The organism is Arthrobacter sp. sptzw32 (assembly GCF_059089735.1).
In genome coordinates, this window is record NZ_JBNHEZ010000001.1 from 640,428 (window position 1) to 655,536 (window position 15,109).

The window sequence follows — 15,109 nt, forward strand, 5'->3', positions numbered from 1 at the left end:
TCACCCCGGCAGGGGTCAGTGGGTGGCGGAAACGCTCTCCAGCTGAAGGGACCTGGCCGTCGCCCTTTCGAGTTCCACGGCAAGTTCCGGGTTGTCATCGAGTTTGACCCCGTAGCCGGGCATCATGTCCTTCAGCTTGGACTGCCAGCCCTTGAAGTTCTTCGGGAAGGCCTTCCGGAGCAGTTCGATCATGATGGGCACCGCGGTGGAAGCTCCCGGGGAAGCACCGAGGAGTGCGCCGATGGTGCCGTCACGGCCGGCAATCACTTCGGTGCCGAACTGGAGGATGCCGCCCTTCTGCGGGTCTTTCTTGATGATCTGTACACGCTGGCCAGCGGTAATCAGTTCCCAGTCGCCTGCTTTTGCCTCGGGGTAGTACTCCCGGAGGGCTTCCACCTTGTCCGCGTGCTTCTTGGCCACTTCCTTGACCAGGTAGGCGGTGAGGTCCATGTTGTCCTTGGCAACGGCAAGCATGGGGATGATGTTGCCGGGCCGGATGGACAGCGGCAGGTCCAGGTAGGAGCCGTTCTTCAGGAAGTTGGTGGAGAAGCCGGCGTAGGGGCCAAAGAGCAGGGAGCGCTTGCCGTTGACGTAACGGGTGTCCAGGTGTGGCACGGACATGGGGGGAGCTCCCACGGATGCCTGGCCGTAGACTTTGGCACTGTGCTGCGCGGCGATGGTCTCGTCGGTGCAGCGGAAGAACTGGCCGGAGACCGGGAACCCGCCGTAACCCTTGCTTTCCGGGATCCCGGAGGCCTGGAGCAGGTGGAGTGCGCCTCCGCCGGCGCCCACGAAGACGAACTTGGCGTGGATTTTGCCGTGTTCCCCGGACTTGGGGTACTTCAGCGAAAGGGTCCAGCCGCCGTCGGACGCCTTGGAGATCCCCGTGACATCGTGGCCGTAGTTGATTTCGACGCCGTTGTTCCCCAGGTAGGTAGTCAGCTCCCGGGTCAGTGCCCCGAAGTCCACATCGGTGCCTTCGGTGGCGCGGGTAGCTGCGATCCGGGCTTTGGGGTCGCGCCCCTTGACGATCAGCGGAGCCCACTTGCCGATCTGGCCGTGGTCTTCGGAGTATTCCATGCTGCGGAACAGGGCGTGGGGCTTGAGCGCCTCGTAACGGGTCTTCAGGAACCTGGTGTTCGCCTCGCCAATGACAAAGCTCATGTGCGGCACGGTGTTGATAAAGCCCTTGGGCGACCCGATCAGGGACTGGTCCACGAGGTGTGACCAGAATTGGCGGGACAGCTGGAACTGTTCGTTGATGAGCAGCGCCTTGGTGGGGTCCACCGAGCCGTCTTTGGCTGCGGGGGAGTAGTTGAGTTCACAGAGGGCAGCGTGCCCGGTTCCGGCGTTGTTCCAGGGGTCCGAGCTTTCCAGCCCAGGCTGGTCCAGCCGTTCGAACATGGAGATGGTCCAGTTCGGCTCCAGCTGCTTGATGAATGCCCCCAGCGTGGCGCTCATGATGCCACCGCCAATCAGGACGACGTCGGCATGTGGGGTCTTGGAAATGAAGGTCACGATCAGTCTCCGATTGCAGCGGCTCTGGCTGTCACAGAATATCCCCGGGCAGCCCTACTACTGAAATTGGGCTGGCCCGTCAAGGCTTCAATTGCACTTTGGTGAAAACTTCATTTAAGACAGGGGAAGCCGGATAACTCAGTACCCGGTCCGAAAGGGCCAGCGCGGAGATGGGGAAGGCAATGGGCACGGCGGGAACTGACGCTGCGATCTGGGCATTGATGGTGTGATACTGCTCATCGCGTTCCTCTCCCTCGGGCAAACCGCGTGCCCGGTTGATCTTCGAGAAAACCTGCGGGTCCTGGTAGCCGAACTCGCCGTTCTTTTCCCCGAAGAGGGGTCCCACAAAGTTGTCGGCGTCGGAGTAGGACCCGTTCCAGCCCAAAAGATGCAGGGCGTGGTCACCGGGGGACTGGACTTTCTGGAGATAGCCGTCGGACCAATCAACGGGCACGGGCTGGATGTTGAAGCCCGCCGCTGTCAGCTGCCGGCTGATCTCGGCGTACACCTTTTCGGGGGTGGGAAGGTACGGCCGGGTGACATTCAACGGATAGTAGAACCTCAGCGCTTCGCCGGCGTACCCGGCCTCCTTGAGGTACTCCTTGGCCTTTGCCGGATCGTGGCCCAGCGCAGGGGCGTCGTTGTTGAAGCCGCTGATCTTGGGCGGGACAAACTGCGTGGCGGCTGCGGTGTTGTCGATGAAGAACTTCCGGATCAACGTCTCTTTGTCGATCGCCAGTTCGATGGCCTGCCGGACTTTCTGGTTCTGCAGGACCGGAATCTCCTGGTTGATACCCAGGTACATCACCGAGAACGGATCGCGCTGCACAATTTGCTTGCCGCGCTTCACAAGCTGGTCGAAGTTTCCCACCGTCACGGCGTCGTATCCGTCGATCTTGCCCTCCAAAAGCGCCTGGAGACGTGCCTGTGGGTGGTTGTAGGCCACGAAGTTGATGGTGGCGATCTGGCCGCGGTCCCCCCAGTAGGACGGGTTGCTGACCAGGGTGACGCTGCCTTCGTCCCAGGACTTCAGGCTGAACGGACCTGTGCCCACCGGGTTGGCGCCGAAGGCCGAGGTGGCCTGGCCGCCGCGGGTCTGGTCCAGGACATCTGCGGTGCCGGCGGCCAGTGCTGAGGGGGAGGCGATGGCGAAGGCAGGCAAGGTCAGGGCCTGCAGGAATGCGGTGAAGCGCTGCGTCAGGTCGATCTGCACAGTGTCGGCGGACAATGCGGTGCAACTCTTGAAAATGGACAGCTCCGGCTCGTCGGCATGCGCCTTGAACACGTCTTGGAACGAACTGCCGGGGGCCTTCCGGCGGAGGTCTTCAGAGAACGCAAACCACCTGTTGAAGTTGGTACACACGGCGTCGGCGTTGAAAGGAGTACCGTCCTGGAAGGTGACCCCGCTGCGCAACTTGAACGTGTAGCTGCGGCCCTCGTTTGATTCTCTCCACTCAATGGCCAGCAGCGGGGTTGGTTTTCCGGTGGTCTGGTCCACGCCCACCAGCCCCTCGAGGATCTGCCGGGTGATGCGCTGGGATTCAACGTCGCTGGACAGCGCAGGGTCGAGGCCCAACGGCTGCACTGCGGTGCCGAAGTTGAAGGTGGCGATGGGTTCTGCGGAGGTGCTGGGAGTCGGCGTGGATGACGAGGGCGAGGGTGCGGGAATGCCCGTACAGGATGCGACGCTCAATGCCAGGAGGGCGGCCCCGGCCGTGATGACCGTCCGCCGCGATGGACTGCTGGGCACTCGCTTATCACCTCTGGATCTTGCCGGCGCCGCCGACTGCGGGCCGGGACCCAGTCTAGTTGACCGGTACTCCCGTTTCAGGAAGGACCACGGCCAGAGGACCTCAGGCAAAAGCCCGGTGCCCGGTCCTTGCGGAGCGGGCACCGGGCCATCGTTGCGGAATTACTTGGGCATCAGTACCGAATCGATCAGGTAGACCGTGGCGTTCTTGGTCTGGACGCCGCCGCAGATCACGTTGGCGTCATCGACCTTGAGGGTGTCCCCGCTGCCGGAAACGGTGACCGAACCGCCCTGGACAGTGGCGTGGGTGCCGGCGATCTTGTCAGGAGTAATCTGGCCCGGCACTACGTGGTAGGTGAGGATTTTGCTCAGGAGGGCGTCGTCCGTCTTCAGTGTTTCGATGGTGGCGGCGTCGATCTTGGCGAAGGCGTCATCAACCGGGGCGAAGACAGTGAATTCACCGCCGTTGAGGGTGTCCACCAGGTCCACCTTCGGGTTCAGCTTGCCGGATACGGCGGACGTCAGGGTGGTGAGGATCGGGTTGTTGGACGCGGCGACCGCTACCGGATCCAGAGCCATGCCTTCAACGGAGCCGGCACCGGTGGGAACCTGCTCGGCGTACCCTGCGCAACCGGGGCCAACCAGGTTGGCGGCCGGATCCATGGCGGCGGCAGAGGAGCTGGCTGATGGGGAAGGAGCCATGGTGGAGGCCGATGGTGCGGCGGACGGGGCGGATGAACTTGTGCTGCCGGCCGAGCCGCCACACGCCGTCAGGCTCAGCAGAGCGGCAGCTGCAACGCCTGCGACCGTGAAAGTTGTGCGCTTGATTGTCTGCATTTCGGTTCTCCTTGGATTAGCGTTTCACCGGCCGCGGACCGGTTGTCCGGGGCCTTGTTCGCCTTTGGCTTGTGGGCACCTGCCCTTGGCTGGTGTCTCAATGGGTATTCGGGAGTTCCACTAATGCGGATGGGTCAAAAAGCAGGAAGTTTTTCGGAGGGCTGCGAATTGCTGCATATTCAGCACCGCGGGCGGGTTTAAAACGAAGAAGATCCCCCGGCCGGAGCCGGAGGATCTCTTTCCAATTGTGCGCAAGGGGGGACTTGAACCCCCACGCCCGAAGGCACAGGAACCTAAATCCTGCGTGTCTGCCAATTTCACCACTCGCGCCTTGCCCGGCTGGGTGTCCGCACCATTACCCGGGCCGGGATACGTACGACGCCGGATCCCAGTTTTTATTGTAGCCTCGCCCGGGAAGGACCTGCGTCAGCGCCCCCAGGTCCTTCGCCGGGCTCGGGGTCAGGCATCCAGCTTAAGGTCACGGCGGAGTTTCGCCACGTGCCCGGTGGCGCGGACGTTGTACTGGGCAAGCGCCACCTTGCCGTCCGGCGCAACCACAATGGTGGAGCGGATCAGGCCCTGGTAGGTCTTGCCATAGTTTTTCTTTTCGCCCCAGGCCCCGTAGGCCTCCGCTACGGCATGGTCCTCATCGGAGAGCAAGGGGAAGCTGAGGGATTCCTGGGCCGCAAATTTTGCAAGTTTCTCCACCGGGTCGGGGGAGATGCCCAGGACGTCATAGCCCGCTGACTGCAGGGAGGCCAGGTTGTCCCGGAAGTCGCAGGCTTCCTTGGTGCATCCGGGGGTAGCCGCTGCCGGGTAGAAATAGACAATGGTGTGACGGCCCGCGCGCGGTGCCAGGCCGGCGTCGTTACCGGCTGAATCCTTGAGCGTGAAGAGGGGCGCTTGGTCACCGGTTACGAGTCTGTCAGCCAATGTTTTTCTCCTTGTTGCAGGCGGGACATAACAGCCTAGTAAGCGGTCGGGACCAGTGCCAATCGACACTTGGCTATACTTGCTGCTATGCCTGATATGGATCACTGGCCCACAGGCCGCCTCCTGTCCACTGCTGCGCGCCTCGTGGAACACTCCTGGAACGAAAAGCTTGGGGCCATAGGCCTCACTCATGCGGGGGTTATTGCCATCGAGGTTCTCAACGCGCAAGGACCCATGACGCAGGCACAGCTTGCCCAATATGTGCGTGTCCAGGCCCAGACCATGGGGAAAACCCTCAGCCGGCTGGAGTCGCACGGCCACATTGCCCGCGTCCGCAGCACCTCGGACCGCAGGAGCCATGTGGTGTCACTCACGGAACGGGGCAAGGAAGCCGTTGCCGCTGCCGTGGAGATGGAGCGAACTGTGCTCGCCGCTGCCACCATTGATCCTGATGCCCTCCGGCAGGAACTTAAGGCCGTTGTCCGCGAGCTGGCAAGCCAGTTCGGAACGCAGGCAACCGGAGAACTGCTCAACAATTCATCCATGACTCCCTAGGCGTCCCTGGAAGTATTGCGGGCGCAGCCCGCTTCCAGGCGTGATCGCAGCTTCTTCCGAAGCTGAGGTCACGCCTTTTGTATACAGGCCCCCGACGATGAAGGTGGGGCGGCAGCAGCAGAACGATATTTGCTGCGGGCGGGCCGCAGGCACCGGATAAAACAAAACAGCCCCTGGCTCACGTTTCCGCAAGCCAGGGGCTGTTTTCCCAGTGGTGCACCCCCCGGGACTTGAACCCGGAACCCATTGATTAAGAGTCAATTGCTCTGCCAATTGAGCTAGAGGTGCATCTTTTGTTTCGACCGTTTGGGGCTTTTTGTTTCCTCGTTGATCTCCGCAACGACATGAAACTCTACACGAACTTTTGGTGCATGTGAAATCGACGCCTCCTTGCATTTCCTGCCTGGCCTCCAGGGGGCCGAAACAGCGAAAAGCCGGGGTTTTCGTTGCTGGCGGGCAGCCAAGAACTGCCGCGAAGCGCCCCCGATGCGCCGAGGATCCGGCCGCGCTTCCTTGTGAAATGGGCCACAGCGGTGGGGCTCCTCTCTTGCCCGGCCGGGGCGGGTTCCGCTAGAGCCGCCTCCGCCGTGGCGCCCTGAAGCCTGCAGCCTCGGCGTGGGCGGCCGACTCAAACCACACTTCAGCCCTGGCCAGCTCATACTCGGGGTGTCCCTCCTCGTAATAGACCATGGCACCGGCGTCGCCCTTGACGGTGTAGTCCGCCGGGCCGCTGCCGTCAGCCGCGGCCGACGCCGATCCCTGGCCATAGGGTTCCTCTGCCGCGAGATGCCCGGCCGGCTCAGCCTGGGCAGTGCCGCCTGACGGGGCCTGGGTACGGTCCGCTCCAGTTTCGACCAATGCCGAGGACTGTGCCCTGTCCCGGGTCTCAGCGGCGGCGGCATCATGGGGGACGCGGACACCGGCAATGGGGTGCCGATCGCTCTCGTTGGGGCCCGCCGCGTTGTGGGCCGCGGCCGGGAGGGCAGTCCCTGGGCCGGCGTCCTCTGCATCCTCCAAGGCCGCAGTTTCGGCGCCGGGCAGGGTGGGCGCGTGTGGTTCGGTGTATTCCGGATGATGGACGGGCGCCTGTCCGACTGGTTCCGGTTGCGCGGGGGATGGGGTGGCTGACGCCGGGGCGGCACTTTGCCGGTGAGCTGCATGCTCATCGACGTGGGCAGGTCCCGCCTCCGACCACTGGGTTTCCCATTCAGCTTCGTCCTTGACCCGGCGTTCGTCCTTTGCTGCTCCTGCTGCGCTGCCCGTCGCCGCGGTCATCGCAGTTGCTCCTGTCCTGCTGGTGCCCCGGGATGCGTTCGGAGTCTCTGCCGGCGTGGCCCTTTTTTCAACCGGTTCATCGGCAGTGGTGGGTGCAGCGGGCACGGCCGGGGCGCCGGATCCGGCAACGCCGGCCATGCCGGCGGTGGCCGCAGCTTCGGCGGAGGGGGCGGCGCTGCCGCCGGCAAGGGCACCGCCGGTCCGGGCATTGTCCTCGGCCTGGGCACTGTCCTCGGCCTTGGCACTGTCCTCGGTCCTGGCAGCGCCGTCAGGGCGGCTGCCGGCGCCCGCCCGGGCGCCTTCGGCCTGGCTGGTGCTCTCTTTGGGAGCGGAGGAATTTTTGCGCTTGAGCCACCACCATCCAACAGCGGCAATCACAACGAGCAGTATGATCCAGAAGACAAAGTCCATGGCGGGTCCTTCAGTCGGATGGCAGGGTGCACTTTCCCCGACGCTACGTCGGCTCAACAGCGGTGTCCAGCACCTTGACATGCTTGTACTTCCGAAACCCAGGAGTGGGCCGGGGGCGTATCCGGCCATGAAGATCTATTGGGCAACAGCCATGAATCTAATCTGAGGCCGCAGAGGCCGCAAGAAGCCCCCGCAGAACCATCCGGGCAGCGCGCGTATCTCATTATGTGAGACGAACGTCCATCATCTGAGCAAAATTTTCCCCGTTTTCGGCCCTACCCGGGAGATCCTGTCCCCGGGCACCGCCGGGGAGCCCTAGAATTTTCCCTATGAGTGAGGACACCCAGATCGCGACCGACAAAAAGCCTGACATCAAGCCCCGCAGCCGGGTAGTAACTGACGGCATCCACGCCGCCCCGGCGCGCGGCATGTTCCGCGCGGTAGGCATGGGCGATGACGACTTCGCCAAGCCCCAGGTCGGCGTCGCGAGTTCCTGGAACGAAATTACCCCCTGCAACCTCTCCCTCAACCGCCTCGCACAGGGCGCCAAGGAAGGCGTGCACGCCGGCGGGGGCTTCCCCATGCAGTTCGGCACCATCTCGGTTTCGGACGGCATCTCCATGGGCCACGAAGGCATGCATTTTTCACTGGTGTCCCGCGAAGTCATTGCCGACTCCGTGGAAACCGTGATGCAGGCCGAACGGATCGACGGCTCCGTCCTGCTGGCCGGCTGCGACAAGTCCCTCCCGGGCATGCTGATGGCGGCCGCCCGCCTCGATCTGTCCAGCGTCTTCCTCTATGCCGGCTCCATCATGCCGGGGTGGGTAAAGCTCGAGGACGGGTCCGAGAAGGAAGTGACCCTCATCGACGCCTTCGAGGCTGTTGGCGCCTGTGCCGCCGGCAAGATGAGCCTTGAGGACCTCACCCGCATCGAAAAGGCCATCTGCCCCGGCGAAGGCGCCTGCGGTGGCATGTACACGGCCAACACCATGGCCTGCATCGGCGAGGCCCTGGGAATGTCACTGCCCGGTTCGGCCGCCCCGCCCTCGGCAGACCGCCGTCGTGATGAATTTGCCCGCAAGTCCGGTGAAGCGGTGGTCAACCTGCTCCGCAAGGGCATCACCGCGCGCGACATCATGACCCGGAAGGCCTTCGAAAACGCCATCGCCGTCACCATGGCCTTCGGTGGCTCCACCAACGCTGTGCTCCACCTGCTGGCCATCGCCCGCGAAGCCGAAGTCGAGCTGACCCTCGATGACTTCAACCGCATCGGCGACAAGATTCCGCACCTGGGCGACCTCAAGCCCTTCGGCCGCTACGTCATGACCGACGTCGACAAGATCGGCGGCGTGCCGGTGATCATGAAGGCACTGCTCGACGCCGGCCTGCTGCACGGCGACTGCCTCACCGTCACCGGCAAGACCGTGGCGGAAAACCTCGAGGCGATCAACCCGCCGGACGTTGATGGAAAGATCCTGCGTGCGCTGGACAACCCCATCCACAAGACCGGCGGCATCACCATTCTGCACGGCTCCATGGCCCCTGAGGGTGCAGTGGTGAAGAGCGCGGGATTCGACGCTGACGTCTTCGAGGGTACGGCCCGCGTCTTCGAGCGTGAACAGGGCGCCCTGGATGCGCTGGACAACGGCCAGATCCACGCGGGCGACGTTGTGGTGATCCGCTATGAAGGTCCCAAGGGCGGCCCGGGCATGCGCGAAATGCTTGCCATCACCGGCGCCATCAAGGGTGCGGGCCTCGGCAAGGACGTCCTGCTCCTGACGGATGGCCGCTTCTCCGGCGGCACCACGGGCCTCTGCATCGGCCACGTCGCCCCCGAGGCAGTCGACGGCGGACCCATCGCCTTCGTCAAGGACGGCGACCGGATCCGGGTGGACATTGCAGCCCGCAGCTTTGACCTGCTGGTGGACGAGGCAGAGCTCGAAGCCCGCAAGGTGGGCTGGGAGCCCCTGCCCGCCCGTTACACCAAGGGCGTCCTGGCGAAGTACGCCAAGCTGGTGCACAGCGCCAGCACCGGTGCCTACACCGGCTAGCAGGAACCCAAGCCTCCGGCGGTGAACCAGCCGCTGGAGGCAGGGGCGTAACAGGGGGTGATCCAGGGCCCCGGCGGACGGCGCCTTCGCCGGAAGTTCGGGGTAGGATCGCACCGTGGACAGCGTAGTCCACATGGTGAGATAGGGAACTGCCTCGTTGACACTTATCTCGCCCAGAGGGAAAACTGAACGCATGACTTTCGTTACCAGCCGCGCTGCCGCAGTTGCAGTCGTCGTCCTTATCCAGCGCGTGGCATATTAGCCCACGGTAACGAACCGTCACGCGCAACCCCTCGAAGAGCCGCCAGGCTGAGGGGTTTTTTTATTTCCCCGCAGTCTCCATGAACCACACAGATGATCCACAAGGAAGAGTCCGATGAGCAAAGGATCGCCCATCAGCCCCTCGCTGATGGCTACCAAGTCCGCTGGAGCCCCCAAGGCTCCGGAACGCGCCGACCGTACGGCAGAGCACGCCGTCGCCGTCGCTGACCTTGCTGCCGTCTCTCCTGTCCTTGGGCCGAACAACGTTGTACCCCCAACGGTGATGACCGGCTCGCAAGCTATTGTCCGCTCGCTCGAAGAACTCGGCGTCGACGATATTTTCGGTTTGCCCGGTGGCGCGATCCTGCCCACCTACGACCCCTTGATGGCCTCCAGCATGAACCACGTCCTGGTCCGTCACGAGCAGGGAGCCGGCCACGCCGCGCAAGGCTACGCCATGGTCACCGGGCGGGTAGGCGTGTGCATCGCCACCTCGGGCCCGGGCGCCACCAACCTCGTCACCGCCATCATGGATGCCCACATGGACTCCGTGCCGCTGGTGGCCATTACCGGCCAGGTATCCAGCGGTGTGATCGGCACCGATGCGTTCCAGGAAGCTGACATCGTGGGCATCACCATGCCCATCACGAAGCACTCCTTCCTGGTGACCGACCCCAACGACATCCCGCACGTCATGGCGGAGGCGTTCCACCTCGCCTCCACCGGCCGCCCGGGTCCTGTCCTGGTGGACGTGGCCAAGGACGCCCAGGTTGGCCAGATGACCTTCTCCTGGCCGCCCCGGGTCGACCTGCCCGGCTACCGTCCCGTGACCCGCGGCCACAACAAGCAGGTCAGGGAAGCTGCCAAGCTGATCGCCGCGGCCCGCAAGCCCGTGCTGTACGTGGGCGGCGGCGTGGTCAAGGCACATGCCTCCGCCGAGCTGCTGGCCCTGGCGGAAGCAACCGGCGCTCCCGTCGTCACCACGCTGATGGCCAAGGGTGTCTTCCCGGACTCCCACCCGCAGCACATGGGAATGCCCGGCATGCACGGAACCGTCTCGGCCGTGACCGCCCTGCAGCAGGCCGACCTCCTGATCACCCTCGGCGCGCGCTTTGACGACCGCGTTACCGGCGTCCTGAAGACATTCGCGCCGATGGCGAAGGTCATCCACGCCGACATCGACCCCGCGGAGATCTCGAAGAACCGCACTGCCGACGTGCCCATCGTTGGTTCCGTGAAGGAAATCATTCCGGAGCTCACTGACGCCGTACGGGCCCAGTTCGAGGCGTCGGGCACTCCGGACCTCACCACCTGGTGGGCCTTCCTGAACAACCTCAAGGAAACCTATCCACTGGGCTGGACTGAGCCGGACGATGGACTGACTGCTCCGCAGAAAGTCATCGAGCGCATCGGTGCGCTGACCGGTCCCGAAGGCGTCTATGTGGCAGGCGTCGGCCAGCACCAGATGTGGGCGGCGCAGTTCATCAAGTACGAACGGCCGCACGCCTGGCTGAACTCGGGCGGTGCCGGCACCATGGGCTATGCCGTTCCGGCTGCCATGGGCGCAAAGGTGGGCGAGCCGGACCGGGTGGTCTGGGCCATCGACGGCGACGGCTGCTTCCAGATGACCAACCAGGAACTGGCCACCTGCGCGATCAACAACATCCCTATCAAGGTCGCCGTGATCAACAACTCCTCCCTGGGCATGGTGCGCCAGTGGCAGACGCTCTTCTACGAAGGCCGCTACTCCAACACGGACCTCAACACCGGCCATGACACCGTCCGGATCCCGGACTTCGTCAAGCTGGGGGAGGCCTACGGCTGCGCGTCGTTCCGCTGCGAACGCGACGAGGACATCGACGCCACCATCCAGAAGGCCCTGGCCATCAACGACCGCCCCGTGGTCATCGACTTCGTGGTAAGCCCAAACTCCATGGTGTGGCCGATGGTGCCCGCCGGCGTGAGCAACGACCAGATCCAGGTTGCCCGCAACATGACCCCGGAATGGGAAGAAGAGGACTGACCATGAGCCGCCACACACTTTCCGTCCTGGTTGAAGACAAACCCGGCGTGCTGACCCGCGTCGCAAGCCTCTTCGCCCGCCGCGCCTTCAACATCAACTCCCTGGCCGTTGGCCCCACCGAGGTTCCGGGCATCTCCCGGATGACCGTGGTGGTCGACGCCGACGGCGACCTCATCGAACAGGTCACCAAGCAGCTCAACAAACTGATCAACGTCATCAAAATCGTTGAGCTGACCCCCGAATCTTCCGTACAGCGTGACCACATCCTGGTCAAGGTACGTGCGGATGCCGCAACACGTCTGCAGGTGACCCAGGCTGCAGACCTGTTCCGCGCCTCAGTAGTCGACGTTTCCACCGATTCGGTCGTCATTGAAGCAACAGGCCACCCCGAAAAGCTCACCGCACTGCTCTCAGTGCTTGAGCCCTTCGGCATCCGCGAAATTGTGCAGTCCGGCACCCTGGCCGTTGGACGGGGATCCCGCTCCATGAGTGACAGGGCGCTGCGTTCCGCGTAGGACTCCGCCAGGATCCCTCCGCAGGGCGCACCGCCCGTAACCGCACCACCACACACCTATCTGGAAATCCACTCAAGAGGAGTTACGCAAGTGACTGAAATGTTTTACGACGACGACGCCGACCTGTCGATCATCCAGGGCCGCAAGGTTGCCATCGTTGGCTACGGCTCCCAGGGCCACGCCCACGCGCTGAACCTGCGTGATTCCGGCGTCGAGGTTGTCATCGCGCTGAAGGACGGCTCCACGTCCGCCGCCAAGGCCGAGGACGCAGGCTTCACCGTCAAGAACGTCGCCGACGCCGCCGAATGGGCCGACGTCATCATGATCCTTGCGCCGGACCAGCACCAGCGCTCAATCTACAACGACTCCATCAAGGACAAGCTGAAGCCCGGCAAGGCCCTCGCCTTCGCCCACGGCTTCAACATCCGTTTCGGCTACATCCAGGCACCGGAGGGCGTTGACGTCATCCTGGTTGCCCCGAAGGCCCCCGGCCACACCGTCCGCCGCGAGTTCGAGGCAGGCCGCGGCATCCCCGACATCATCGCCGTTGAACAGGATGCTTCCGGCTCTGCCTGGGACCTGGCCAAGTCCTACGCCAAGGCAATCGGCGGCACCCGCGCCGGCGTCATCAAGACCACCTTCACGGAAGAGACCGAAACGGACCTCTTCGGCGAGCAGGCCGTCCTTTGCGGCGGCGTGTCCCAGCTGGTCCAGTACGGCTTCGAAACCCTGACCGAAGCCGGCTACCAGCCCCAGATCGCCTACTTCGAGGTGCTCCATGAGCTCAAGCTCATCGTTGACCTCATGTGGGAAGGCGGCATCGCCAAGCAGCGCTGGAGCGTTTCCGACACCGCCGAGTACGGCGACTACGTTTCCGGCCCCCGCGTCATCACCCCCGCGGTCAAGGAAAACATGCAGGCCGTCCTCGCCGATATCCAGTCCGGTGCCTTCGCCAAGCGCTTCATCGAAGACCAGGACAACGGCGGCGTGGAGTTCAAGGAACTGCGTGCCAAGGCCGAGCAGCACCCCATCGAGGCTGTCGGCCGCGAGCTGCGTTCCCTGTTCTCCTGGCAGCAGCAGGACGTTGACTACGTTGAAGGTTCCGCCGCCCGCTAAGGCCGCAACCGAGGCGCCCCTATAGAGGCAGCTGTGAGGCCGGGTTCACACTTAACAATGTGAGCCCGGCCTTTCCGTCGGCCTAGACTTGTTCCCATCCCCAGGACTGCAACGCAGAGGACCAGACGTGTCAAAACCCGTAGTACTGCTCGCCGAAGAACTTTCCCCCGCCACTGTCGAGGCCCTCGGCCCGGACTTCGAGATCCGCCAGACCGACGGCGCGGACCGCTCCCAGCTGCTCTCTGCCATCAGCGACGTTGACGCGATCCTGGTCCGCTCGGCCACGCAGGTCGACGCCGAAGCCATCGCGGCCGCAAAGAACCTCAAGGTCATCGCCCGCGCAGGCGTGGGCCTGGACAACGTGGACATCAAGGCCGCCACCCAGGCCGGCGTGATGGTGGTCAACGCCCCTACGTCCAACATCGTTTCCGCTGCAGAACTCACCGTGGGGCACATCCTCAGCCTGGCCCGCCACATCCCGCAGGCCAGTGCAGCGCTGAAGGACGGCGAGTGGAAGCGCTCCAAGTACACGGGCACAGAGCTGTTCGAAAAGAAGATCGGCATCATCGGCCTGGGCCGGATCGGTGCCCTCGTCGCGGCCCGCCTGAAGGGGTTCGACACCAAGATCCTGGCCTACGACCCCTACATCACCTCCGCCCGCGCAGCCCAGCTGGGTGTGCAGCTGGTGAGCCTCGACGAGCTCCTGGCCCAGTCCGACTTCATCACCATCCACATGCCCAAGACCCCCGAAACCGTGGGCATGCTCGGCGCGGACGCGTTCAGGAAGATGAAGAAAACCGCCTACGTGGTCAACGTCGCCCGCGGCGGACTCGTGGATGAAGAGGCACTGTTTACGGCCCTGCAGGACGGCGAAATCGGCGGCGCCGGTGTGGATGTCTTCGCCAAGGAGCCCAGCACCGACCTGCCGTTCTTCAAGCTGGACAACGTGGTGGTCACCCCGCACCTGGGCGCGTCCACCGATGAAGCCCAGGAAAAGGCGGGCGTTTCGGTGGCCAAGTCCGTCCGCCTCGCCCTGGCCGGGGAACTGGTGCCGGACGCGGTCAACGTTGCCGGCGGCGTCATCGCCCCCGACGTCCGCCCCGGCATCCCGCTGATTGAGAAGCTGGGCCGAATCTTCACCGCCCTGACTCACGATTCGCTGACCCAGCTGGACGTGGAGGTTGCCGGCGAGATCTCTTCCCTGGACGTCAAGGTCCTGGAGCTGGCGGCCCTCAAGGGCGTCTTCGCCGATGTGGTGACAGAGCAGGTCTCCTACGTCAACGCCCCGGTCATCGCTGAGCAGCGCGGTATCAACGTCCGCCTGATGACCTCACCGGAGACGGAGTCCTACCGCAATGTCCTGACCCTGCGCGGCGCGCTCAGCGACGGCAGCCAGATCTCCGTGGCCGGCACCCTGACCGGACCCAAGCAGATCGAGAAGCTGGTAGGCATTAACGGCTTCGAGGTGGAAATTCCGATCAGCGAGCACCTTGTGGTGGTCGCTTACACCGACCGTCCCGGCGTGATCGGCACCATCGGCCACATCCTGGGCATGAACAACATCAACATCGCCGGCATGCAGGTGGCCCGCCACGACCAGGGCGGGCAGGTGCTCGCGCTGCTGACCATCGACAGCTCCGTACCGCAGCAGGTTCTGGACGCCATCAAGGCCGGCATCGGCGCTGAAATGGTCCGGGAAGTGGACCTGGAGGACTAAGCCCGCGCCCGGCGAAACGCCGCACTGCCACCCTCCGCTCGGCGCGTCCCGGCGGGGCCACGTATGATTGGCCGGTCTGCTTACAATGGCTGGGTCCTGGTTCAGGACCATGCCGGCAGGCCGGCCAATACCTTTTGCACATCCGTC

General features: G+C 64.1%; 11 protein-coding genes and 2 tRNA genes. 6 read left to right on the forward strand and 7 right to left on the reverse strand.

Annotated elements, in window-relative coordinates; translation table 11 throughout:
* Nucleotides 1–15 precede the first annotated feature (15 nt).
* From AC5RVN_RS03080 to bcp, 5 genes are all read right to left on the reverse strand, one after another.
* A complete protein-coding gene (locus AC5RVN_RS03080) occupies nucleotides 16–1,518 on the reverse strand; it encodes a malate:quinone oxidoreductase (protein ID WP_494137052.1) in 1,503 nt (500 codons plus the stop codon).
* A 79-nt stretch (nucleotides 1,519–1,597) separates the two neighbouring features.
* The gene (locus AC5RVN_RS03085) at nucleotides 1,598–3,268 is read right to left on the reverse strand and encodes an ABC transporter substrate-binding protein (protein ID WP_494137053.1); all 1,671 of its coding nucleotides are present in this window, start codon (nucleotides 3,266–3,268) and stop codon (nucleotides 1,598–1,600) included.
* A 162-nt stretch (nucleotides 3,269–3,430) separates the two neighbouring features.
* On the reverse strand, nucleotides 3,431–4,105 hold the full coding sequence (locus AC5RVN_RS03090) for a fasciclin domain-containing protein (protein ID WP_494137054.1): 675 nt from the start codon (nucleotides 4,103–4,105) through the stop codon (nucleotides 3,431–3,433).
* 248 nt (nucleotides 4,106–4,353) lie between these two features.
* Nucleotides 4,354–4,435 (reverse strand) — tRNA-Leu (locus AC5RVN_RS03095).
* A 129-nt stretch (nucleotides 4,436–4,564) separates the two neighbouring features.
* Nucleotides 4,565–5,038, reverse strand: a complete 474-nt coding sequence (gene bcp, locus AC5RVN_RS03100) for a thioredoxin-dependent thiol peroxidase (RefSeq protein ID WP_494137055.1) — start codon at nucleotides 5,036–5,038, stop codon at nucleotides 4,565–4,567.
* A gap of 96 nt (nucleotides 5,039–5,134) precedes the next feature.
* Between bcp and AC5RVN_RS03105 the strand changes: the two genes are divergently transcribed.
* A complete protein-coding gene (locus AC5RVN_RS03105; protein WP_494040150.1) occupies nucleotides 5,135–5,593 on the forward strand; it encodes a MarR family winged helix-turn-helix transcriptional regulator in 459 nt (152 codons plus the stop codon).
* 212 nt (nucleotides 5,594–5,805) lie between these two features.
* On the opposite strand, the gene AC5RVN_RS03110 is transcribed toward AC5RVN_RS03105, so the two are convergent.
* Both AC5RVN_RS03110 and AC5RVN_RS03115 read right to left on the reverse strand, forming a co-directional pair.
* Nucleotides 5,806–5,881, reverse strand: a tRNA-Lys gene (locus tag AC5RVN_RS03110).
* 282 nt (nucleotides 5,882–6,163) lie between these two features.
* Nucleotides 6,164–7,279 carry a sunset domain-containing protein gene (locus AC5RVN_RS03115; protein WP_494137056.1) on the reverse strand — a complete coding sequence of 372 codons (1,116 nt, stop codon included), beginning with the start codon at nucleotides 7,277–7,279 and terminating at the stop codon, nucleotides 6,164–6,166.
* 329 nt (nucleotides 7,280–7,608) lie between these two features.
* Here AC5RVN_RS03115 and ilvD point away from each other — a divergent pair, with 329 nt between their 5' ends.
* The 5 genes from ilvD (at nucleotide 7,609) to serA (ending at nucleotide 14,962) form a co-directional block, all read left to right on the forward strand.
* Nucleotides 7,609–9,330, forward strand: a complete 1,722-nt coding sequence (gene ilvD, locus AC5RVN_RS03120) for a dihydroxy-acid dehydratase (RefSeq protein ID WP_494137057.1) — start codon at nucleotides 7,609–7,611, stop codon at nucleotides 9,328–9,330.
* Between the two features lie 376 nt (nucleotides 9,331–9,706).
* Nucleotides 9,707–11,614: an acetolactate synthase large subunit gene (locus AC5RVN_RS03125; protein ID WP_494039993.1), complete on the forward strand. Its 1,908-nt coding sequence runs from the start codon at nucleotides 9,707–9,709 to the stop codon at nucleotides 11,612–11,614.
* 2 nt (nucleotides 11,615–11,616) lie between these two features.
* Nucleotides 11,617–12,129: an acetolactate synthase small subunit gene (gene ilvN, locus AC5RVN_RS03130; RefSeq protein WP_079597732.1), complete on the forward strand. Its 513-nt coding sequence runs from the start codon at nucleotides 11,617–11,619 to the stop codon at nucleotides 12,127–12,129.
* A gap of 90 nt (nucleotides 12,130–12,219) precedes the next feature.
* Nucleotides 12,220–13,245, forward strand: a complete 1,026-nt coding sequence (gene ilvC, locus AC5RVN_RS03135; RefSeq protein ID WP_494039992.1) for a ketol-acid reductoisomerase — start codon at nucleotides 12,220–12,222, stop codon at nucleotides 13,243–13,245.
* 127 nt (nucleotides 13,246–13,372) lie between these two features.
* Nucleotides 13,373–14,962 carry a phosphoglycerate dehydrogenase gene (gene serA, locus AC5RVN_RS03140; protein WP_494039991.1) on the forward strand — a complete coding sequence of 530 codons (1,590 nt, stop codon included), beginning with the start codon at nucleotides 13,373–13,375 and terminating at the stop codon, nucleotides 14,960–14,962.
* Nucleotides 14,963–15,109: the final 147 nt, after the last annotated feature.

Excerpts from the sequence above, each read along its gene's own strand:
- AC5RVN_RS03090 (WP_494137054.1), bottom strand. The coding sequence starts at position 4,105 with ATGCAGACAATCAAGCGCACAACTTTCACGGTCGCAGGCGTTGCAGCT.
- AC5RVN_RS03105 (WP_494040150.1), top strand. The coding sequence starts at position 5,135 with ATGGATCACTGGCCCACAGGCCGCCTCCTGTCCACTGCTGCGCGCCTC.
- AC5RVN_RS03115 (WP_494137056.1), bottom strand. The coding sequence starts at position 7,279 with ATGGACTTTGTCTTCTGGATCATACTGCTCGTTGTGATTGCCGCTGTT.
- ilvD (WP_494137057.1), top strand. The coding sequence starts at position 7,609 with ATGAGTGAGGACACCCAGATCGCGACCGACAAAAAGCCTGACATCAAG.
- AC5RVN_RS03125 (WP_494039993.1), top strand. The coding sequence starts at position 9,707 with ATGAGCAAAGGATCGCCCATCAGCCCCTCGCTGATGGCTACCAAGTCC.
- ilvN (WP_079597732.1), top strand. The coding sequence starts at position 11,617 with ATGAGCCGCCACACACTTTCCGTCCTGGTTGAAGACAAACCCGGCGTG.